Here is a 20,430-nt window from a genome sequence, read left to right on the forward strand (position 1 = left end):
AGATAAAAATAAGTATAGACGACACATTGTGTCGTCTTTGATTTTCTATGCTTTATGTCATTCCTATGAAACAAGTTTTAATCCCACTGCTGCGCCAAGGACCATGGCTATAAAAACGACCCTGCGCCAATCTTTGGATTCCCCGTATAAGAGCATTCCGATTATCGCACCGCCTGATGCGCCGATTCCTGTCCAGATAGCGTAAGCCGTCCCCATCGGCAAGGTTTTCATGGCATAAGCAAGAAACAGGAAACTTGCTCCAAATCCGATGAATAACAGCAGCAAGGATTGCCAATTACGGTCTTTGTGCAATTTATTGATCATCGCAACCCCAAACATCTCAAAAAGCCCCGCTAAGATTAAAGAGACCCAAGCCATTAAGATTCATCTCCTTTCTCAGCCTTATCATCCGTCACTAGCTTCAAGCCGATCACCCCTGATAATAAGAGGAGGATCAATAGTGTTTTGCTCAGCTTGAAGGATTCTCCAAAGAAAAGGATTTCGGAAAAAACGGTCCCGGCAGTCCCCATACCGACAAAAACGGCATATACCGTTCCGACAGGAAGCTTCCTGCCAGCCATTATCATCAAGTAAAAACTGATGATGATCGAAATGACCGTTCCAGTCCAAGTCCAAAAGTCATCTGCATGTTTTAAGCCAATCACCCAAAATACTTCAAAAAAAGCTGCAATGAATACTTTAATCCAGTTTGTGCTCATGTAATAACGCACCTCCGATTTTATTCTTTACCAAAAAAACAAAAAAGCCCAAGAGATAACTGTTAAAACAGTTTCTCCCAGGCTTTTATCCTTCCGTGACACAGCATGCTGTGAGTTCTCTCTCGGACCAGACCAGCAATGAGACGCACTGCGGAACCCTAGAAAACCTTTGACATATACAATTACCTTCCATTATACATTCTTTTTTAACTTACTCAAGGTAAAAGTTTTGCCAAATTCCATGCCGGTTTTTCCCTAATATCTGCATATGTCCCGTAACGTTTGCAGCTTTCATCTGAATACAGCGAGACCATTTCGAACTTTCCGGATTATATTCAAATTTGAAAAAAGCCAATTTTCCTATAGTTTTGTTATTTGGCTCTTTTCGTAAAGATTGTTGTTTTTAAAACGAAACGATTTAAGGTTGATTGGAGCGGAAGTGCGAGACTCCTGCGGGAGCAGCGGGACAGGTGAGACCCCACAGGCGTTTACGCCGAGGAGGCTCACCGCCCGCCCCGCGGAAAGCGAGCATCTGGAGGGGAAATCAACCACAACCCACTACCTGGTAAATAGCAACAAAGTATGTGAAAACAGCCTTTTATTTAAATAACGCAACATAAGGTACGAGACACCTGGGGGCGAGCATTAGCGGATTGCTTTGCAATATGATGAAAAAAGGTGGATATGTCCCTCGGCCGGCATTTTCAGGGACGGAAGCAATATTGTACGTGGAGGAAGTTCTTCGTAAAATTAGGGAGCATCATCATGTCCCTATTTTGATTATATCTGCAAAAGGAGAACAGCAAACGAAAATAAATGGATTGCGCGCTGGGGCAGATGATTTCATTACGAAGCCATTTGATATTGAAGAAGTAATGGCAAGAATAGATGCTCATATCTTTGATAGATTTTATATAGGTGATACTGCAAGAAATAAAAAAGGGACGGGACTAGGGTTATCCATTGCCCAAAGTTTAATGAAAAAAATGAATGGTGAGCTTTTTGCCACTCTGAAAAATCATCAATTCATCATGACCTGCCAATGGAAAAAAAGAACGTAGTCCGGTTCTGTTTTCAGCTCAAAAAAAGCCCCGAAATCTTATCCGGGGCTTTTTTGGCTTGCTATTTAGGCATTCACTGTCCGTTTAGGGGATGGACCTTCTTTTTTATGTGATACATAACTATGCAGGATCATTCCCATGATGACGATAAAGATGCCGAACCACGATAACGGAGAAGGAATCGGTAGAGATAGGAATAGTAATTCGCCAGCCAGGGCAAAAAGAACCTCCATCGATTGTGTTGCTTCAACTGAAGCTAATTTCTGCATATTCCCGCGTACCAAATCGGTCGCCATGAAAAAAAGGACCGTGGCGATGACTCCAGAAAATAGTGCCACCAAAAGGGATTGGAAACTCTGCATCTTCGTCGGCGCACCTACTGTAAAGAAACCGTACAAGGAAAGCAAAAACCAGAATGGAAGACTTGCCAAAGTCATTCCCAAAACCCGCTGATAAGCATCCAGACGCCCTTCGGATACTTCCATCATTTTGCGATTTCCCAAAGGGTAGGCAAACGAGGCGATGACGATTGGAATCACTCCCAGCCAAAGATTGGCCATTGAAATGTGTTTGGTATGTTCCAGTTGCATCAGGATGATCCCAAGCAGAATGATCATGGACATGAGGAGGCCTTTCACGGAAACCTTTCCTCTTTGCCTTTCGATCCCATCTTTCGTTTGGACATTTTCAAAAAACAGCGGCGCAAGCAGCGCACCCGAAATGATCGTGATTTGCCAGGTGCCGGCGATCAGCCAGCCAGGTGAGTAGGCGGACGCAAAGCATAAAGGAGCATAAAATAACCCAAATCCGACAAAACTCCAAAGCAGCCAAGGACCCGGCTTTTCTCTCATCACTTGTAAAAGGGGACGCAGGTTTTTCCTGCTCCATACGATACACAACAGAAAGGGCACCATAAAGATATATCGCAGCGAAGCACTCCAAATCCAACTTCCGCCAGACAGCTCCATGGCCTGATTCAAAACAAACGTAAATGCAAAAAAGAAAGCAGAACAAATACCTAATATAATCGGACGCAATTGACTCACCTCAATCTGTTTTATGAGTCAGTAAGACTCTGGAAGGATGGCAATCGTTTCGGCTTTCTGAAAGTATTTTCAGGAATGAAAGCAGAATGAATTTTCTAATTATTATAAGCGATCAGTTTAAATTGTCCTTCAAAAGCAAAGGAAAATCAATAAGATTCTTTTAATCTACTGAAATTCATTCTTCAAGATTCGACATGAAATGAAAAGAATGCTTGTTGGAATTGAATGAAGGCGTTTCCATTTTCCATATTAAAATTAGAAATATATACCAAAGAAAGAAGCGACAAACGCTGTCGTGGCGCGTGTTATGAAGGAATTACTAATATTTAATATAAAAATCATATAGAGGCAGATAGTATATGAAGATACGAGAATTGACGAATATGGTAGGTAGTGGTATCTTAATAGAAGTGCAAATAATGTCGAATGGTGACGAAATGTATAAATGCAACATTCGCAAGAAAGTTAGTGGGGTAAATTAAATGAAATCTACAGGTATTGTACGTAAAGTTGACGAATTAGGGCGGGTAGTCATTCCGATTGAACTGCGCCGAACATTAGGAATTAATGAGAAAGACGCTCTGGAGATTTATGTAGAACAAGAGCGCATCATCCTTCAAAAATATAAACCAAACATGACTTGTCAGGTTACAGGTGAAGTTTCCGATGACAATATGAAACTTGCTGACGGTAAATTAATACTTAGCCCAGAAGGTGCCGAACTTCTAATTAAAGAAATTCAAGCCAGCATGGAAACTGCTAAATAATTAATATACTAGATAAATAGCATCCAAGTGTAGGGAGGTTCCTCCCTACACTTTTTTTTATTAAATGGTGAAATAATAAAAATGGTTCGATTCACGGGCGAAACCAATCTTTTCATAAAGTCTCTGTGCTTTCACATTATCCTTGCCTGTCTCCAGTGAAACACCTTTAGCACCTGTTTCGCGTGCAAAAGCAATGGCCGCATTCAATAAATCCTCGCCAAATCCCTTTTTACGGGCGGACTCCTTCACGAATAAATCATTCAATACCCATGACCGCATCATACTCACAGACGAAAAAGAAGGGTACAATTGTACAAAACCAATTGGATTTCCTTCATCAAACGCCATAAAAACCACAGACTCCCCTTTTGTCAGCCTTTCCCTTAAAAACTCCCTTGCACGACCAGGGTCAGAGGTTTGCTCATAAAACACCCTGTATAAATCAAAAAGTTCCGTCAGTGATTCCAGCTCATGTAATGTAGCCTTCCGTATGCTCATAAATGGCCCCCCCAAATGTTAGAATACTCTAAACTTACCATTTAACTATGCGATCCGCCAAATTTTGGATCGCATTTTCCAGCCCCAAAAATCAGGATGGAGCACAAAAAGGCACCATTCTGATTTTTTCATGTAGAGGGCTATTAACCCAAGGTAGAAGCAATCTCATGAGATATCAGCGTTTACTCGTGAGTTTGAAGCAAATACTCGTGAATTAAGCCGATTTACTCGTGAGTTTGAAGCAAATACCCGTGAGTTTAGCCGATTTACTCGTGAAAGGAGCATTTATCCATAGAATTCAGCAGCAATCTCATGAGATATCAGCGTTTACTCGTGAGTTTGAAGCAAATACTCGTGAGTTTAGTCGATTTACTCGTGAGTTTGAAGCAAATACTCGTGAAATTGGCCAATTTACTCGTAAAAGAAGCATTACAGTGCAGCAGTAATCATGAGATATCAGCGTTTACCGTGAGTTGAGCAAAGCAAGTATGCCGGAAAAAGGATTTGTATTAATCGATAAAGAATATATATAGATGCTATTTTTATTGAACATCAAGGGGGAATGAAGATGGATTTAAGATACCCGATTGGGAAGTTTCAGTTTGACGGGGAAATTACTAGTGGTGTAGCCGAAGGGTGGCTCAACGAGATTGAAGCCTTGCCTCGGATCCTGAGGGAAGCAGTAGGAAACATGGATGATGAACAGCTTGATACGGTTTATCGTCCTGGAGGATGGACGGTCCGCCAAGTGGTGCATCATGTTGCTGATAGCCATATGAACGCGTTTATTCGCTTCAAATTGGCCCTTACGGAAGAAAGTCCTGTCATTAAACCGTATGAGGAGGGGCGATGGGCAGAGCTGCCTGATTATGATTTGCCGATTGAGGTTTCTCTATCATTAATCGAAGGTATACATATCCGCATGGGCAAACTTTTATCGGATCTTGATGCGGATGACCTGAGCAGAACATTCATCCATCCTGATTCAGGAGAGGTGACAGTCGGTGAAAATATAGGAATTTATTCATGGCACGGATGCCATCATCTGGCTCACATTACTTCTTTATCAAAGCGACAGGGATGGTGAATATGACTATGAAAGGTGTGATTATGTGAATGCCGAGGTGAAAATCGAACAATTAACTTCAACCGGATACCATCTTAATGAACTTTCCGACCTTTTGGTGCAAGTGGTGGATGATGGTGCGTCCATCGGTTTTTTACCACCCATGAAACAGTCTGAGGCCGTTGATTACTGGGGTAGTGCCATGGATCGTGATGTGATTCTGTTTGTCGCTAAGTTGCAGGGTAAGATTGTCGGGAGTGTACAGTTACATTTATGTTCAAAGCAAAATGGCGGCCATCGAGCGGAAATCGCAAAATTAATGACACATACTGGTTATAGAAGAAATGGCATAGGACGTTCACTCATGCTAGAGGCTGAGAGGAAGGCCAAACAGGAGGGACGGACATTATTGGTCCTGGATACGAGGGAAGGAGATCCTTCAAATCTCCTGTATACCTCATTGGGATATATTCAGGCAGGCAGGATTCCTGATTATGCGAAATCTGCAAATGGTGAATTTCAACCGACCATTTTTTATTATAAAAATAATCTCGGATAACGAATTGAATGGGGGAATCCAAGTGCAAGCTGTAATCGAAAAAGAACGTAATGGGATTATCGCAAGATTCGATCGCCTGCTCAATCATCCGGTTGAAAAGGTATGGGGTGCTTTAACGGAGAATGATAAGGTGGAAAAGTGGATGTCCAACCTGGAAATGAAGGACCTCCGAAAAGATGGGACGATAAAATTCAATTTCAATGATGGGTCAGGGAAATCTTTTGATATGAAGATCAGGGACTTCCGGGAAGCTTCCGTTTTAGATTTTGAATGGGGGGACGGCTGGGTTCGTTTCGAGGTATCCCCTGAAAAGGATGGATGCTCATTGGTATTGAAAGAATCCATCACGCCAGTTAATGATCATACATCAAAAGATCTGGCAGGCTGGCATATTTGCCTTGATATGTTTAGTGATTTACTTGATGGACACCATCAGGATTTCCCAATGGATGCATGGGAAAAATGGCATAAGGAATATACGGCCGCCGTCAAACGAATGGATGGATGAATGGAATGCAGGTGTATACATAAGATGGTCTTAAACCGAAGAAATGCCTCTGCTAAGGAAGTTTTTTGTTGATATTCCAGTTGGTGCCATGTTAAGATGGCTGTAACTTTTAAGAAATGGAGGTTTTCCTTGTGACATATATCAGACTGCGTTTCCAATCTTTGAACCGTTAATTGAATACGTTCAAGAGCTCTGCCGTCCGCAGGGTAAATGGGAATGGTCTGTCTATTTTTAAGGAAACCTTCATTTTACGCATTTAAGTAAAAAGAGACGATTTCAACCTCTTTTTTTTGCTGTCCGGCTGAAGCCGCGGCAACCTTTGTGATCAAAGGTTTTCACGATTCCAGTTGACTTTAAAATAGAAGAATGATTAAGGGAGAATTACTTTGTCTATCCAAGGGTCATTTTGGGATAGGTGTAAGATTCTCCATTGAATTGACCAAACCGAAGGCCAGGGGGAGATTGATTTTTTATCGTGAAAATAGTCATCCTCTCAGGTTTCTTTAGATAGGTTCTGATCCATTTACTCTAACACAGGCAGATAGCCTGTGTTTTTTTTAGGGCATTGAAAATAAAATGAGGTGTTTAAGAGATGAAATCATTAAATGATCAAGTAAAGGACAAGTGGAAAAAGAATATCACTCTTTTTCTAGGCAGTCAGACGATATCCCTCTTTGGTTCGTCCCTGGTCCAGTATGCCATCATGTGGTATATCACATTGAATACACAGTCGGGTGTCATGATGACAATATCCATCGTTTGTGGTTTCGTGCCCACCTTCATACTCTCCCCAATCGCGGGGGTATGGGCAGACCGCTATAATCGGAAGATACTGATCATTCTGTCGGATTCTTTGATTGCCATATCAACGCTCGTATTGGCCATCTTGTTTTTAATCGGCTACGATGAGCTTTGGCTGCTTTTCGTCATGTCCGCTGTCCGCGCGATCGGAACTGGAATCCAGACTCCGGCAGTAGGGGCCATTCTCCCGCAACTTGTTCCAGAGGATAAGCTTACGAAGGTGAACGGGACAAATGGAAGCATTCAAGCGCTGGTGATGCTCGTTTCCCCCATGGTGAGCGGCGCGCTGCTTACGATAGCTTCAATCGAAACCATTTTCTTCATTGATGTGATTACAGCTGCAATTGCCATCTTCACATTGCTGGCCTTTTTGAAAATTCCAGCACATGCGAAGGCATTACAAAAGCAAACTACCAGCTATTTCACCGATTTGCAAGAAGGCTTCAGTTATATCAGGAATCACGATTTTCTTAAGAAGTTCTTTATGTTTTTCGCATTTTTCTTCGTGCTTGCCGCACCTGTTGCATTCCTTACACCGCTTCAGGTCACACGCTCTTTCGGGAATGATGTTTGGCGGTTGACTGCGATAGAAATCACCTTTGCCATCGGTATGATGCTAGGCGGGATTTTCATGGCTTCATGGGGAGGCTTTAAAAACAAGATCCATACGATGACTCTTGCCAGCCTTATAATTGGTGCCTGTACTTTCGCTCTTGGAATCATCCCCGTTTTTTGGATGTACTTGATCATCATGGGGGTAGTGGGCTTGGCGATGCCCATTTTTAATACGCCGTCCATGGTTCTGTTACAGGAGAAGATCGAGGGTGATCTTCTTGGGAGGGTATTTGGTGTTTTAGGAATGATCTCGACTTCCATGATGCCCCTGGGAATGCTTGTATTCGGACCGGTATCCGACATCATTAAAATAGAATGGCTGCTTATAGGAACTGGTATATTGCTGTTCATTCAAGGTTTTTTCCTACTGGGCAGCAAAGTGTTGATCGAAGCCGGAAAACCTATCTCCAAAGATGCCTCCGAGTAATGGGGCAAGGAACGACATGTCAGGCTGAAGGATTTTTAAGCATGCCGGATATTTATTCTTGTAGAAAGATGAAACGATGAAAGTCATCATTCGATTGGCTAAGGAGGAAAAGATGGGTTTTTGGGGAAGATTATTTAATTGGATGGTAGTTGTCGGTTTGATTCTGCTTATAGGACGATTGATTACGATGGCTTTCTTATTTCTGGAAATTCCATTTACGACCTTTTTTAAGGACTACAGTCTCATTTCGATCATCATTTTAATAATAGGTGCAATTGGTCAGCAATTCACCAAGCCGGGTAAAAAGTAAAATGAGTTTTCACCTTTCCTTTTCATGATAAGAATCAGCTTCGAATTCACTAGACCGAGATATTCTATGTCGGTCTAGTTTTTTATTTAAAAAATGTTCCAGTTGATTTCAGAAATCCGCTCCCTTTCCGCCGACTGCCTGCCAAGCCTCCTCGACGCAAGCGTCTGCGGTGTCTCGTCTAGCCAGTTATCAAATTTCTTCAATCGATTAAGGGTTGCAGTAAAAAAACATGAAGGATAAATTAGTTTACTTTTAAAATCTTGGTCAGCAATTCGAAACTTCCTTTTGCCGAAAAATTGATGGAACCGCCGGACTGTAGACGAATTGGAGAAAAAGAGCCAGTTTCCCTACAATGTTTCTTAAAAAAGAAGATCCAGTTGATTGGAACGGAAGGTACGAGTTCCTGCGGGAAAAGCGCGTCTAGGGGAGACCCCGCAGGCGAAAGCCGAGGAGGCTCCCCGACCGCCCGCGGAAAGCGAGTGCCTGGAGGCAACATTTCCATTTTACAATGGTGTTTTTCGGGTCACGAATGCATTATTTATTCACATCATTTTCACTGATATGCATTTCTTGTTTAATTTCATTCATCCTGTTTCTTCCCCATTCATACATCATTTCAACGATCGGCAGCAAGGTCATTCCAAGTTCAGTCATGGAATATTCGACTTTTGGAGGGATCTCGGGATATACCTCCCGATGGACGATGCCGTCTTCCATTAGTTCACGTAACTGATTCGTTAAGATTTTATGGGATATTTTCGGAAAGAGCCTTTGAAGTTCACTGAATCTGTGTGGGCCTTCTACACCTAAATGCCATAGAATGACGATTTTCCATTTGCCGCTGAATATGGATAAAGTAAGTTCTTTTTCGCAATTATAATAGCCGTTCAAGATCTTTTCTTTGATTTCATCTCTTAATGTTTCTGCCATGGACATTAGCTCCTTTTTTTAATTTACCAGTAACCTTAAGGTAACCTCCGCACATAAAAGTGCATTCTTCACAGCGCCGATTAAGAGCGTTACAATTTGAGTGTCATAGACAATTCAATTCAGGAGGCAATATATATGAGTAAAAAAGCATTACTAATTATACCACCAGAACGTTTTAATGAAGATGAATTATTTCAGCCGAAGGAAGTATTGGAAAATGCAGGAGTGGCAGTAACGATAGCCAGTACGAAAGCAGGAGAAATAACTGGTGACTATCAAGGCAAGGCTTTGGCAGAGGTTACCTTTTCAGAAGTTTCAGCAAGTGATTATGATGCAGTCGCTGTAATTGGGGGATCAGGTACGAATGATCATCTATGGGGTAACCAAGAACTGCAAAGTTTTTTGAAACAAGCACATGAACAAAAGGTTCTTGTATCGGGAATTTGTGCAGGTTCTGTCACTGTAGCGAAAACGGGTTTGCTTTCTGGACGTAAAGCTGCCTGTTACCCAGTTGATATTCAAATTGACGAATTGAAAGCCAATGCCGCTGAATATGTAAAACAGCATGTCGTTGCTCATGGTGATATCATAACGGGTGATGGTCCGGATGGTGCAAAAGAATTCGGAGAAAGCTTAGCTGCAGCATTACGCTAAATCGCGTTTTATTGCTGACTTAATATCCCCTATGTGAAACCCTTGGATTCTATACAATCCAAGGGTTTTTTTATTTGAAAACAGAATGCGATCTTTAGACCTATCAATTTATCCAATATTGGTGATTGACAAGGAATGGATAGGTATATAGTATGTTTATGTGGAAAAATAAAGTAAATGATCGTAATTTAGGAAGGATCCATTTTAAGCATAGATTGAATCTTTGTTTTCACACATAAGAGCATTTGCAGGTCAAATAAAAGGGGGAAGTATTGATGAGAAGTTCATCGATAGACAAAAAAGAAAAAGTGAAGAGAAGGATATCGCTCCGGATAAAATGGCTACTATTTATATGTACATCCGTTTTACTCGCAATAGTCGTATCCGTTTCGATAATGGGGGTAAAGGTGACTTCCATTTTTAAAGAAGATAGTACGTCCAACAACGAAAGCTCGGCCCAAAATGCAGCGGCACAAATCAATTTGAGCATGGCCACGTATGAAGATTCGATAGAGCAATTATCACAGCTGGTTTCCAACCAGATCAAGAATGGTGATTCAATCAAGGATATCCAAAAAACGTTAGAGACTTTTCAAAAGAACAATGAGGATTTAATTTCCGTTTATTATATGGATGGATCGGATGGTTCCTTGTATGCTTCGCCCCAAATGGATTTCGATCAGGATGCCAGGGAGACTAAGACTTATACGCAGCTGACCGAAAGACCAGAAACGAAATGGATGGATGTGTATAAAGATGGAGGTTCGGGAATGATCATGACTTCCGTTGTCACGCCCGTTTTATCGGACGGGAAAATGGCAGGGGCCCTGGGTTATGATATCGACCTTGCGACAATCGGGAAAATGAGGTCAACCATCGAAAAAGATTCCACTAGCAATCTGGTGATATTGGATTCACAAGGGTTTATCGTGAGTTCATTCATGAAGGATATGGACGGGAAGAATATGAATCCTGACAAAAGTGGCATGGTAGAAGGGGTGGAGGATTTCATTGCGGACACTGACCGATTCAGTTCAGAGTTCAAGTGGGTGGCCGACATGTATAATAGGGGCGCAAAGGCGAACCAATCCTTGACGTTGGATGGTGAGGATTATACAGGTGAATGGAGTAAGGTCCCTGAAGTGAACTGGAATGTGTTGGCGCTCACTCCAGACAAAATACTGCAATCCAAGCTGGATGACATTACTAGAATCGTACTGGTATCAGGTATTTTAGGTCTTTTATTCGGGATGGTTTGTGCTCTTTATCTAGCAGGAAAGTTAACGAAAATCATGGCCGATTTCCAAAAAGTCATAGAAAAGACGGCGAGTGGGGATTTAGTGACCGAATTTGCCATTAAATCCAATGATGAAATTGGTGACTTAAGCAAAAGCTATAACTCGATGCTAGGGAAATTAAGAAGATTGGTTGAGAAGGTAAACGGCAATGCGGAATCCGTGACAAGTGCCAATGCCGGCTTAAACCAAATAGCTGCTGAAAATAGTGCGGCCATTACAGATGTTTCACGCGCGATAGAAGAGATTGCAACGGGTGCTTCGAGTCAATCTGAACAAGTGGAGCATGGTGCGGGTACGATCCAGGTCCTTAGTGGAGAAATCGATGGGTTATCAAAAAAATCGAGGGAAACCCAATCCGTATTGGAACTTGCATCTGAAAAAATAGAGTCAGGGAAACAACAGGTAAGTGGTTTGGAAGCGTCATATCATAAATTAGAAGTGGCGTTTTCTGCAGTCACCAGCATGAGCTTAAGACTTGTGGAAAAATCAAAAACCATTTCCGATGTCACGAATGCCATTTCGAAAATATCGGAACAAACCAATTTACTATCTTTGAATGCATCTATAGAAGCTGCAAGGGCAGGTGAGTCCGGCAAAGGTTTTGCTGTCGTGGCGAATGAAGTAAGGAGCTTGGCTGATGATTCGAAAGAAGCTACAAAAAACATTCAAGCAATCATCCAAAGCATTCTGACAGATACAGAGGAATTGTTGAAAACGACCAATGAAACGAATCAAATCAGCAAGGATCAGAAGAATGCCGTGAACACGGTAAGTGAAGCCATGAAGGAGCTGGAAGATTCCGTCGGGAAAATATCCAATTCGATTCAGGAAGAAACACGATCCATTGAAAGCATCAATCAACAAAAAGAAACGGTTATTAAAGTGATAGAAGAAATCACCGCCGTATCACAGCAAACGGCAGCTTCATCAGAAGAAATTGCATCATCGATGGAGGAACAAGCTGCTTCTTCCAATGAACTTGCTCAATATACACAGCAGCTTACACAGTTAATAAATGATTTGGAGCAGACGCTAGGGGAATTCCAGATAGAGAAGTAGGGAATAACAAGTGTTGCAAAAAGGAAGGCCATTACAGTGGTCTCCTTTTTTTTGTTAGATTGCCACTGCATCATTCTAAAAAGGTGAATCGCTGGGACATCCCTTTATGGTGGACGTAATCAATGGAAGTACAAAAGTACAATTTAGAGGATCGGGTCAAGTATCCATGCTTTTTTTACAAAGGGGAATAATATATAGGAATCGGACAAGCCGGCACGGATATTAGAAGCTGGCACAAATTTATATGCGATAGATTCATAGTAACGAGAGGGGAAAGCCACTAGCTTTCCCTTTATTTACTTCTGCTAGATGATGGTTGATCCCGATGGATTTGGGTTCCAGATCAAAATCCATCGCCTTGGTAATCAATTTACGTTTGTTTACATGCAAAACCTCAAATACGTTTCCCCTCCAAAACTATATCTTTCAAAGTGTTCACTCCTATATCGCCATCCTCATCATAAATGGGGCAAGCCGTATATGCCCGACTTCATCATGACCGGGATTTCTCTAATCTACCTTTACCCTTACTGCCAATATAAACAAAATCCTCCAGGAATTCTTCGAGTTCCAACTTTTATCGATGAGGTATAGGAATATAGATTTGCTTTAATGGTGTTTAATTGAATCCGACTGTTGATATTTCAAAAAAACAGGCTAAAGGTTTCATTGGATTTACCGATAATATAATTGTCGTGAGCATTAAGTCTCATCCAATCAAGTGGATGATAGGATAGAAGGTTCATATGATTTGGATTTACTTGAACATCATAAAAATAAAAATATTTCCGCGTATAAAGGAAGGTTAAAATGTTTAATGGGAAAATAAACTGTATGATACTGACATTGGTATTCATGGTTAGTTTCACTTTCTTACCTGGTTTAAAGGCCGAGGCTGCAGATCCTGTGCATACTGTAATCTCTGGTGAAACGGTGGAATCGATTGCCAAGGCATATGATATATCGGCTGAGCAATTGATGAAGACGAATGGTTTACCGGATGATAAGTTATTTTCGGGCCAAAAGTTGACAATCATTCAAACGGCTTATACTCCTTCCATCTATCAATGGTCGGAGAGAGGAAAAAAAATTGCGGAATATGCGAAATCTTTCATAGGGTTTAAAAAGGCAGCTGGAGAGGAGACGCCTGAAAAAGGGTTCGATTCGAGCGGATTGATTCATTGGGTGCTTTCCAGGCAAAATGTACCGGTCGACCGTTTGACAGTAGATGGTTTTTATAAGCAAGGGATGGATACAGCCACTCCGAAAACTGGGGATATAATATTCTTTCTGGAAAAAGAAAGCTTAAAAGTCGTGACTGCGGGCATTTATGTCGGTGAAAACCAATTTGTCAATTCTGGATATGGTGCAGAAACGGTTCAGGTGAGGTCCACTACAGAAGATTACTTTGCAAAATACCAAGTGGCGTACAAAACATACACGCCTAAAGGAGAGCATATCGTCCAAATGGGAGAGACGCTTAATAGTATATCGGAGCATTACAGCATTTCCATGAGTGCGATCAAAAGCCGTAACGCTTTAAATACCGATGAGTTGATGCAGGGGCAGTACCTTCAACTATACAGCACCCCGTTATATCCGTTTTATGTAAACCATGAGGCTGCATATGATAAAGCATATGATGTCATCAAGTATGCATACACTTTACGCGGATTCACCTATGTTTTCGGGGGAGAAGATCCAATGACCGGAATGGATTGCAGCGGCTTCATTTATTGGGTCATGAAGGAGCAGGGCCTTTCGGTAAAAAGAGATTCCGCAGAGGATTACTTCTCATTGGTGCCCAAAATCGATAATCCGAAGGCAGGGGATTTAGTATTTTTTAGGGACACGGGAACAAGGCTGGGTGTGACCCATGTAGGTATTTATCTGGGTGATGGACGTTTTCTCCATACAACGGATAATACCGGCGTTCATATCTCCAACCTTTCGTCAGGTTATTTTGCCGAGAAATTCGAAAGCTTCGGTCAAGCCGAAAGCCTCATCAACTAAGAAGGTCATTCAACCTGTTTATATTCAAGAGTGGCTTTTTCAATGGCAGTAACGAACCGTTTAAGAGGATTACAGTGATTGACCCTGTTCTTACTGGTAAAGTCATCACCTTTGAAAAAGCTTTTCCTGAGCTTTGTGGAAAGTTCCAATTGCACGCCTGCACCCGTTTTGGATGTGTTGGTGATGTTGTTTCCATTCATGCCTGAAAGGTGCTGCGGTGCATGATCAGTTTGAAATCCAGCTTTGTTGAGGCATTGCTGAATAAGGTTCTTATATGGTTCGTTCCTTCCGCCAATGTAAACCAGCGCATTATGTACGTCGTAGTGGCCATGGATCGAAAGGGTGGTTTGAGCGTTCACTGCCATCGAAACGCCGCACGGTTCATTGAATAAGCGGGATGTTATATGGAGGACCTGGTTGCCCCTTGGTTTTAGGCCTTCGAATAGGTAGGTGCTTGCACAAAGTCTCTCTCCAAGTGCGGCTGCAACTTCACTCGTACCTGGTTCGATATTCCCGCCATGAATGGCTAGAACTGCAATATCAGGATTCCTGTGATGAACGATGATGCGGTAATCAAGGTATTCTCGTTCATTTTCCTGCAGTTCAAAAAAATCGGTATAGCTATTTTCAATCATGGTAATCCTCCATATCTGTAGAGTATCTAATCTTCCATACCCGTTGACGGCAAAAATAAAAAAAGCGGGGATGCCCCAGCTTTTTCATTTTTCGACTGTCGTATATTGTTCTATTTTCTTTTGCTCGTCGGGTGTTAACGTTTCTGTCCGTTTAAACGTATTCATTGTCACAAGCAGGGCTGCTACAAGAATGACAGGTATTACCCAGCTTGTTATTTTTTTTACGATATTCATATTCAAAATCCCCTTATACAACGCTAAAATTCATATGATATTTAGAAAAGGAGGGGCTGGATTGCCTGTTTATTGCTGAGCTTTCCAGCTTCCGTTTCTTCTTTTATCTCCAGCTCCGGATATTTGTCCATTTTTCTCATTTTTAACGAGTGCTTGAACCCCGCCATAATACATGGGGGAAATCTTCTGAATGACTTCATATCCTGAATCTTCCAAGTCGGATACGGTTTCATCCGAAAGCCTGGATTCTGTATAAATCTTCTTTCCATCAAAGACGAACCGATTACGATTGACGACATTCTGCAATGAGCCTTCATTTTCTGTATAAGAATAAAGAACCTGCATCAAAACTTGCGGAATCCTATCACCGCCTGGTGAGCCGATCCCAATCGATTCCCGCCCAGGTTTCTTGAGAATGGTCGGAGCGGTGAAAGTTCTTGATCGTTTATATGCCTTTTGTGAGTTCAACCCGGACCTGAAATTTTTCAGTTGATCGTTAAGGAAAAATCCATTTGTATAATCCCCAGATCCGAAAAAGTTACTGAGCGTATTCGTTGTGGAAACGATAGTGCCATTTTTGTCCATTATCACAAAGTGTGTCGTACTTTCATGTTCTTCAGTGCCATTCGATTCTTTATCTTCCCATTTTTCACTTTTGATCTTATTTTTAAGATTATCCAAGTGAATGGGGGAGAGCAATTTTTCCGCCTTGGAGTGACTTATTCCATCTCCAACATGGACGGTCCGATCTTGATAAGCAGTATCTGTAATGCCCCCCAAGACTTTCATATAAGCTGATTTGCTTGAAGAATCACCTAGGTTCATTTCCTCGGCTAGCTTTAACATTTCAAGAACGGTAATACCTGAAAAGGGCGGAGGCGCGGTAAAAACATCATAACCGGCAAATGTTCCTTGGACCGGTTTCCGTTCTTTCACCTCATAGCGCTTTAAATCCACCAAGTCGATATCTGATTTCTTTTTAATATCCCGCGCAATTTCCCCTTTATAAAAACCATCAGGACCTTCCTGCTGGATTTCCTTCAATGTTTCAGCAAGTCTTTCCTGGACGAGGGTTTTGCCTGGTTCAATGGCATCATCGTCAGGATAAAAAAGTGAAGTCGCATCCGAAGATATCCTTGGCTGAGCCGCTTCTAAGCGTGATGATAACGATTCGTCGACTTCAAATCCTTCTTCAGCCAAATCTATCGCCGGCTGAAGAAGGTCTGCCATTGGTACGCTCCCATACTTATCACTGATGACCTGCATTCCGGCCACTAAGCCAGGAATCCCTGTATCGTGTCTTGAACTTGGGTCTTCTGGAGAGGATTCACGATAATCGATAAATTCGGGTTCGCCGGATTCCGGGGCAATCAGCATACCGCCGCCGCCGCCCACGCCAGATCCATAAGGTTCGACTACACCTAATACATACGATACCGCAATGGCGGCATCAGCCGCCGTTCCGCCGTTTTCCAATATATCCATACCGACATCTATTGCGATTGGATTTGAAGAACTGACCCCATATGATTGTTCCGTTTTATTCTTTATCGGATCATTCGTGTCAGAAATAGGGGGTGTCTTCGAACATCCAGCAATATATATGAGCAAGCTTAGAGATATGAGCACTTTTCCCGTCATACGGTTAATCATCGGTTGTTCCCCCTTTTCGTTGAGATTCTAAGTTGTGTGTCTTCATTCTTCAAATGGCAGTGATAAAGTGTTCCTTACTGAATGGGTTGTATTCCCGGTTGTTTAGCTTGTACGGCCTTTTTCTCTTGTGCTGCTTTTTTCTCCAGTGCAGCTTTCTTTTCCATTGCGGCCTTTTCCTCTTGTTCACGCTGTGCCTTATGATCGATTACCTTCTTGTGATCCAAGGTAATCTCGATGCGATCCTCTTTTTTAGACCACTGGACTTTTTCACTCGTTTCCTTGGTCAACTGTCGGTAAACACGTGATTTGTCAATGGAAGAGGTAGCTGGCCTTGGTGTTGCTTCTTCAATTTGCAGCGGTACGACATCGATTGTAGCTTTTCCATCATTCGCTAAATGGTATTGAACCATGGCTGAATCCTTTGTGCGTGTCCAGCCTTGATCGAAAATGAAATTTCCCAGACTATAGAAAATGATTCCATCTTTATAAACATCGATCGATTGAAGCACGTGGGGGTGATGACCGATGATGATGTCAGCCCCCGCATCTATGATAGCTTTCGCCAAGTCTTTTTGTCGATCGGTTGTTGATGTTGAATACTCTTGTCCCCAGTGCATATTTACCACAACCAAGTCTGCGTTTCCTTGCTTGGCATCCTTTGCTTTGCCGATCATTTCAAATAATAAATCAGGATTGGAGTTCAATAGTCCGGCTTTATCATTTTTTGAAACGGCATCCTTACCGTAAACATCCGTGAAGCCAAGTGTTGCGACACGAACGCCATTAACATCCGTATAGTCGATGCTGTTTTTTGCTTCCGCAGTGTTCGATCCAACACCGACATAGTGCATATCCGCACTTTTGAATTCATCAATCGTGTCAAGGAGTCCTTGTTCTTCATAGTCCATCATATGGTTATTTGCCAATGACACCACAGAGAAGCCAGCATCCTTAACGGCTTTCACACCGCTAGTATTGGAGTTTAAGCGGATGGGCGTATCAGCTCCCTTGTAGTTGGATACGTCTTCTCTTAAAGCGGTATGTTCATAATTCCCACTGACATAATCCGAATTGGCGAAATAGGGCTTCATATACCGGAAGAGGTATTCATACCCGTGTTTTTCCGTCACTTCTTCAACATAACGTCCCATCATCACATCACCGACCATTGTCATCGTCAACGGTTGACCGGATTTTGTTGCGACTGTTTTCACTTCCTCAGCCCGTCCCATCCAAGTGGTAATGACTAAAGCGATTAGTAATATAGGTAGTATGATTCCAGTGTATTTAAGATTCTTTTTCTTCGTGCGTTTAATAAAGATAAGTGTTTTTTCTTTTGCATTTAAAGTCCGTTTCATTTTTTGCACCTCAGAATAGGTAGTACACGTTCATTAAACCGAATGTTATGCCGGATAATAAAAGCGTGCTGCCAAGTGTCAATGGCATTCCTTGTCTTTGTATGGTATTCGCTATCAATCCAGGTACGATTATGCCGATTCCCCGAAACTCGAATATTTCAAAGGGCATGACGGGGTAGACTAAGTCCAGTAGGAGTTTCAAGCAAATCCCGGTCACCATCATGGCGGCGAATTTTCTTCTTCCATATAAAATCACCCATCTTGAAAGGCCGTGGGTGACGATTAAATAAGTTACGACACTAATGATCAAAATGGTCAGCATGATTTCCCATTGATCAAATACTAATGCCAAATAACCTGGCACGATAAGTCCTGCGGGTACGACACCCGTCTTTTCTGAAAATATAAGGCTAAGCGTTACACCCAGTACTAGGGCTACATATAAATCCGATCCAAACATTAAGGTTCCTCCTACTTAACTTGCTTTTTGCTTTGTTTTAGATTTCATGAATGCTTCAATTAATGGTTCCGCTGCGCCGTGAATATTCCCGACACCGTAGACGATTCGGTTTTTCATCAATGGGCGGAGACGGGCCACGATTTCTTCAGTTGACCAGTTTTCTAAATCCCAATATTCTTTAGTATCCAATTTACCTTGCTCGAATACCTTCGTGATTGGTGATGTAGTTTCACCAATGGCAATGACGATTTCGGATTTTATGTACGGCAATACATCTCTAGCAAACTGTTCGGTACGGTCCACACGGTCTGCACGGCAGTTCATGATGACGATAGGAGGTTCTGTGCTGTATCCGAACGTATTGACACGTTCCCATATGTTCAGCGTCGATGCCGCGTCGTTTGCAGCAAAGCCATTGACAAAGAAAGTTGGCTGGATGCGATCTCCGAATTTGGTGATCCGCATGGCCCCTGGATCTGGATGTGCATTCAGCATGCCGCGGAAAGCCGTTTTTTCATCAATTCCCAAAGCTTCCGCAACGGCCAAGGCCAGTGATGCGTTATCCGGAAATACCATATAGTCGAATTCGCGTAAGAAATCTTCGGAAATTCTTGAATTATCTGCAACGATCACTTTTGTGTTGCGTTCTTTGGCGATTTGTTTGAAAAAGTCCAAATATTCACTTTCGATGGTTATTAAGTGACCATTATGGGGAATGGTAGCAGTGAAGGCTTCAGCAACCTCATCCATAGTCGGTCCCATGACATCCATATGGTCTTCCAATACATTCACGATGACCCCGATGTTTGCCTGGATCATTTTGTTTTGGAAGATTAGTTGATAGTCAGGCTGTACGGCCATGCACTCACAAACCAGTGCTTCCGTGCCTAAGTCGGCAACTTCTTTAACTACACGCCGTTGTTCTCCTATGTTGGGTCCTTCCGGGCGGCGTACAATCGGTTTTTCCTTGTCGGTAAACCAATAGATCATTCTTGCTGATGTTCCGGTTGTTTTACCTACTGTTTTGTATTTAGCTTCCTGGATCACACCTGTAATTAGACGCGTTACAGTTGATTTCCCTCGAATCCCATTCACATTCACACGTACCGGGATGGAGTCGAGACGCTTCTGATGGCGTTTTTGTTCAAAAATGCCATAACCAAGCAAAAAGATCGCACAAATAAATATTGGTGCCATTTTTTTTAACCTCTCTTTTTTTCAAATATTTGAATTACTGAATACACACTACATGATTTTAAACTTAATAGGCAAGAGTCAATTATTCTATCGTAATATAGTTATCATCAGCTTTTTCAAATATATGTATATTAGGGTGTAATAGTATCTAATGGGATAAATTGTTTTATGAGTACAAAGATATGGCTGGAAATCGAGGGAATCGGGGTTTTATTTACACTAAATTATGGAAGGTTTAATAAAAACCCATTATGGTCAGAAGTAAAATAGTTTTATGAGTATTTGAGCCTAATTCATAATGGCTATATTTGAATAATAATTAATTTTTAAAAGTGAGGTTTATTACAGTTTATTAATTGTTTATACCCATTGTTCGACATAAACGTTACAATTTTTATGCATTTGTCATTCAATGTGAAATATTGCATCTAACGACTCAATTAGTTGAACTCTTTTGAATATGGATAAAGATGAGTAAAAGAACACATCTCTTTTTTTTGGTATTTTCCGGTTTTTCCTTGGTAAATACCCATGGGTCTATAATTGACCTTTTTCCTAAAAC

At 41.8% G+C, this 20,430-nt stretch carries 21 protein-coding genes, 2 pseudogenes and 1 riboswitch; of the genes and pseudogenes, 12 read left to right on the forward strand and 11 right to left on the reverse strand.

The window, feature by feature from the left end; genetic code table 11:
- Positions 1–63: 63 nt before the first annotated feature.
- Both J7I90_RS09100 and J7I90_RS09105 read right to left on the reverse strand, forming a co-directional pair.
- A complete protein-coding gene (locus J7I90_RS09100) occupies positions 64–378 on the reverse strand; it encodes a DMT family transporter (protein ID WP_034309447.1) in 315 nt (104 codons plus the stop codon).
- Positions 378–719: a DMT family transporter gene (locus J7I90_RS09105; protein ID WP_063594494.1), complete on the reverse strand. Its 342-nt coding sequence runs from the start codon at positions 717–719 to the stop codon at positions 378–380. The genes J7I90_RS09100 and J7I90_RS09105 overlap by 1 nt, the downstream gene beginning before the upstream one ends.
- A 72-nt stretch (positions 720–791) precedes the next feature.
- Positions 792–892, reverse strand: a riboswitch (guanidine-I (ykkC/yxkD leader).
- A 495-nt stretch (positions 893–1,387) separates the two neighbouring features.
- Here J7I90_RS09105 and J7I90_RS27745 point away from each other — a divergent pair.
- Positions 1,388–1,780, forward strand: a complete 393-nt coding sequence (locus J7I90_RS27745; RefSeq protein ID WP_311380994.1) for a response regulator transcription factor — start codon at positions 1,388–1,390, stop codon at positions 1,778–1,780.
- A 65-nt stretch (positions 1,781–1,845) separates the two neighbouring features.
- On the opposite strand, the gene J7I90_RS09115 is transcribed toward J7I90_RS27745, so the two are convergent.
- Complete coding sequence (locus J7I90_RS09115; protein ID WP_063594489.1) at positions 1,846–2,817, reverse strand: DMT family transporter; 972 nt, start codon at positions 2,815–2,817, stop codon at positions 1,846–1,848.
- Between the two features lie 491 nt (positions 2,818–3,308).
- Between J7I90_RS09115 and J7I90_RS09120 the strand changes: the two genes are divergently transcribed.
- Positions 3,309–3,593 carry a transition state genes transcriptional regulator AbrB gene (locus tag J7I90_RS09120; protein WP_053536026.1) on the forward strand — a complete coding sequence of 95 codons (285 nt, stop codon included), beginning with the start codon at positions 3,309–3,311 and terminating at the stop codon, positions 3,591–3,593.
- 60 nt (positions 3,594–3,653) lie between these two features.
- On the opposite strand, the gene J7I90_RS09125 is transcribed toward J7I90_RS09120, so the two are convergent.
- Positions 3,654–4,091, reverse strand: coding sequence for a GNAT family N-acetyltransferase (locus J7I90_RS09125; RefSeq protein ID WP_214770773.1), 438 nt, complete (start codon positions 4,089–4,091; stop codon positions 3,654–3,656).
- 312 nt (positions 4,092–4,403) lie between these two features.
- Between J7I90_RS09125 and J7I90_RS09130 the strand changes: the two genes are divergently transcribed.
- The 6 genes from J7I90_RS09130 to J7I90_RS09155 all read left to right on the forward strand — a co-directional run bounded on the left by J7I90_RS09130 (position 4,404) and on the right by J7I90_RS09155 (position 8,377).
- The gene (locus tag J7I90_RS09130) at positions 4,404–4,568 is read left to right on the forward strand and encodes a hypothetical protein (protein WP_214770775.1); all 165 of its coding nucleotides are present in this window, start codon (positions 4,404–4,406) and stop codon (positions 4,566–4,568) included.
- Positions 4,569–4,659: 91 nt separating this feature from the next.
- Entirely contained in the window at positions 4,660–5,178 is a 519-nt protein-coding gene (locus tag J7I90_RS09135; protein WP_396020124.1) for a YfiT family bacillithiol transferase, read from the forward strand.
- 25 nt (positions 5,179–5,203) lie between these two features.
- Positions 5,204–5,716 carry a GNAT family N-acetyltransferase gene (locus tag J7I90_RS09140; RefSeq protein ID WP_214770779.1) on the forward strand — a complete coding sequence of 171 codons (513 nt, stop codon included), beginning with the start codon at positions 5,204–5,206 and terminating at the stop codon, positions 5,714–5,716.
- Positions 5,717–5,738: 22 nt separating this feature from the next.
- The gene (locus tag J7I90_RS09145; RefSeq protein WP_214770781.1) at positions 5,739–6,224 is read left to right on the forward strand and encodes an SRPBCC family protein; all 486 of its coding nucleotides are present in this window, start codon (positions 5,739–5,741) and stop codon (positions 6,222–6,224) included.
- Between the two features lie 592 nt (positions 6,225–6,816).
- Positions 6,817–8,067: an MFS transporter gene (locus J7I90_RS09150; protein WP_214770783.1), complete on the forward strand. Its 1,251-nt coding sequence runs from the start codon at positions 6,817–6,819 to the stop codon at positions 8,065–8,067.
- A 76-nt stretch (positions 8,068–8,143) separates the two neighbouring features.
- Positions 8,144–8,377 carry a hypothetical protein gene (locus J7I90_RS09155; RefSeq protein ID WP_251025191.1) on the forward strand — a complete coding sequence of 78 codons (234 nt, stop codon included), beginning with the start codon at positions 8,144–8,146 and terminating at the stop codon, positions 8,375–8,377.
- Between the two features lie 534 nt (positions 8,378–8,911).
- Here the strand turns inward: J7I90_RS09155 and J7I90_RS09160 are convergent.
- A complete protein-coding gene (locus J7I90_RS09160) occupies positions 8,912–9,307 on the reverse strand; it encodes a winged helix-turn-helix transcriptional regulator (RefSeq protein ID WP_214770785.1) in 396 nt (131 codons plus the stop codon).
- Between the two features lie 135 nt (positions 9,308–9,442).
- Between J7I90_RS09160 and J7I90_RS09165 the strand changes: the two genes are divergently transcribed.
- The 4 genes and pseudogenes from J7I90_RS09165 to J7I90_RS09175 all read left to right on the forward strand — a co-directional run bounded on the left by J7I90_RS09165 (position 9,443) and on the right by J7I90_RS09175 (position 14,331).
- Complete coding sequence (locus J7I90_RS09165) at positions 9,443–9,961, forward strand: DJ-1/PfpI family protein (RefSeq protein ID WP_214770787.1); 519 nt, start codon at positions 9,443–9,445, stop codon at positions 9,959–9,961.
- Positions 9,962–10,449: 488 nt separating this feature from the next.
- A pseudogene (locus J7I90_RS28110) lies at positions 10,450–11,370 on the forward strand (PDC sensor domain-containing protein); the annotation flags it as partial.
- Between the two features lie 318 nt (positions 11,371–11,688).
- Positions 11,689–12,318: pseudogene (locus tag J7I90_RS28115) on the forward strand (methyl-accepting chemotaxis protein); the annotation flags it as partial.
- Between the two features lie 810 nt (positions 12,319–13,128).
- A complete protein-coding gene (locus J7I90_RS09175) occupies positions 13,129–14,331 on the forward strand; it encodes a C40 family peptidase (protein WP_214770791.1) in 1,203 nt (400 codons plus the stop codon).
- Between the two features lie 5 nt (positions 14,332–14,336).
- Here the strand turns inward: J7I90_RS09175 and J7I90_RS09180 are convergent, their stop codons facing one another.
- The 6 genes from J7I90_RS09180 to pgsB form a co-directional block, all read right to left on the reverse strand.
- A complete protein-coding gene (locus J7I90_RS09180) occupies positions 14,337–14,966 on the reverse strand; it encodes a poly-gamma-glutamate hydrolase family protein (protein ID WP_214770793.1) in 630 nt (209 codons plus the stop codon).
- An 84-nt stretch (positions 14,967–15,050) separates the two neighbouring features.
- The gene (locus J7I90_RS09185; RefSeq protein ID WP_214771367.1) at positions 15,051–15,200 is read right to left on the reverse strand and encodes a CapE family protein; all 150 of its coding nucleotides are present in this window, start codon (positions 15,198–15,200) and stop codon (positions 15,051–15,053) included.
- Positions 15,201–15,269: 69 nt separating this feature from the next.
- Positions 15,270–16,853 (reverse strand): gamma-glutamyltransferase family protein, encoded by a 1,584-nt coding sequence (locus tag J7I90_RS09190; RefSeq protein WP_214770795.1) that lies wholly within the window; start codon positions 16,851–16,853, stop codon positions 15,270–15,272.
- 74 nt (positions 16,854–16,927) lie between these two features.
- Entirely contained in the window at positions 16,928–18,211 is a 1,284-nt protein-coding gene (locus tag J7I90_RS09195; RefSeq protein ID WP_214770797.1) for a CapA family protein, read from the reverse strand.
- Between the two features lie 10 nt (positions 18,212–18,221).
- Complete coding sequence (pgsC, locus tag J7I90_RS09200) at positions 18,222–18,671, reverse strand: poly-gamma-glutamate biosynthesis protein PgsC (protein ID WP_034309410.1); 450 nt, start codon at positions 18,669–18,671, stop codon at positions 18,222–18,224.
- 15 nt (positions 18,672–18,686) lie between these two features.
- The gene (gene pgsB, locus J7I90_RS09205; protein WP_034309408.1) at positions 18,687–19,868 is read right to left on the reverse strand and encodes a poly-gamma-glutamate synthase PgsB; all 1,182 of its coding nucleotides are present in this window, start codon (positions 19,866–19,868) and stop codon (positions 18,687–18,689) included.
- Between the last annotated feature and the right edge of the window lie 562 nt (positions 19,869–20,430).

Origin of the sequence: Bacillus sp. ISL-57, from assembly GCF_018613135.1 — a bacterium.
Lineage (GTDB): Bacteria > Bacillota > Bacilli > Bacillales > DSM-1321 > Peribacillus > Peribacillus frigoritolerans.

What these genes read in the sequence shown, in the direction of transcription:
- J7I90_RS09130 (WP_214770775.1), top strand. Translation starts at nt 4,404, where the DNA reads ATGAGATATCAGCGTTTACTCGTGAGTTTGAAGCAAATACTCGTGAGT.
- J7I90_RS09100 (WP_034309447.1), bottom strand. Translation starts at nt 378, where the DNA reads ATGGCTTGGGTCTCTTTAATCTTAGCGGGGCTTTTTGAGATGTTTGGG.
- J7I90_RS09135 (WP_396020124.1), top strand. Translation starts at nt 4,660, where the DNA reads ATGGATTTAAGATACCCGATTGGGAAGTTTCAGTTTGACGGGGAAATT.
- J7I90_RS09125 (WP_214770773.1), bottom strand. Translation starts at nt 4,091, where the DNA reads ATGAGCATACGGAAGGCTACATTACATGAGCTGGAATCACTGACGGAA.
- pgsB (WP_034309408.1), bottom strand. Translation starts at nt 19,868, where the DNA reads ATGGCACCAATATTTATTTGTGCGATCTTTTTGCTTGGTTATGGCATT.
- J7I90_RS09180 (WP_214770793.1), bottom strand. Translation starts at nt 14,966, where the DNA reads ATGATTGAAAATAGCTATACCGATTTTTTTGAACTGCAGGAAAATGAA.
- J7I90_RS09155 (WP_251025191.1), top strand. Translation starts at nt 8,144, where the DNA reads ATGAAAGTCATCATTCGATTGGCTAAGGAGGAAAAGATGGGTTTTTGG.
- J7I90_RS09150 (WP_214770783.1), top strand. Translation starts at nt 6,817, where the DNA reads ATGAAATCATTAAATGATCAAGTAAAGGACAAGTGGAAAAAGAATATC.
- J7I90_RS09165 (WP_214770787.1), top strand. Translation starts at nt 9,443, where the DNA reads ATGAGTAAAAAAGCATTACTAATTATACCACCAGAACGTTTTAATGAA.
- J7I90_RS09175 (WP_214770791.1), top strand. Translation starts at nt 13,129, where the DNA reads ATGTTTAATGGGAAAATAAACTGTATGATACTGACATTGGTATTCATG.
- J7I90_RS09105 (WP_063594494.1), bottom strand. Translation starts at nt 719, where the DNA reads ATGAGCACAAACTGGATTAAAGTATTCATTGCAGCTTTTTTTGAAGTA.
- pgsC (WP_034309410.1), bottom strand. Translation starts at nt 18,671, where the DNA reads ATGTTTGGATCGGATTTATATGTAGCCCTAGTACTGGGTGTAACGCTT.
- J7I90_RS09190 (WP_214770795.1), bottom strand. Translation starts at nt 16,853, where the DNA reads ATGATTAACCGTATGACGGGAAAAGTGCTCATATCTCTAAGCTTGCTC.
- J7I90_RS09120 (WP_053536026.1), top strand. Translation starts at nt 3,309, where the DNA reads ATGAAATCTACAGGTATTGTACGTAAAGTTGACGAATTAGGGCGGGTA.
- J7I90_RS27745 (WP_311380994.1), top strand. Translation starts at nt 1,388, where the DNA reads ATGAAAAAAGGTGGATATGTCCCTCGGCCGGCATTTTCAGGGACGGAA.
- J7I90_RS09195 (WP_214770797.1), bottom strand. Translation starts at nt 18,211, where the DNA reads ATGAAACGGACTTTAAATGCAAAAGAAAAAACACTTATCTTTATTAAA.
- J7I90_RS09160 (WP_214770785.1), bottom strand. Translation starts at nt 9,307, where the DNA reads ATGGCAGAAACATTAAGAGATGAAATCAAAGAAAAGATCTTGAACGGC.
- J7I90_RS09185 (WP_214771367.1), bottom strand. Translation starts at nt 15,200, where the DNA reads ATGAATATCGTAAAAAAAATAACAAGCTGGGTAATACCTGTCATTCTT.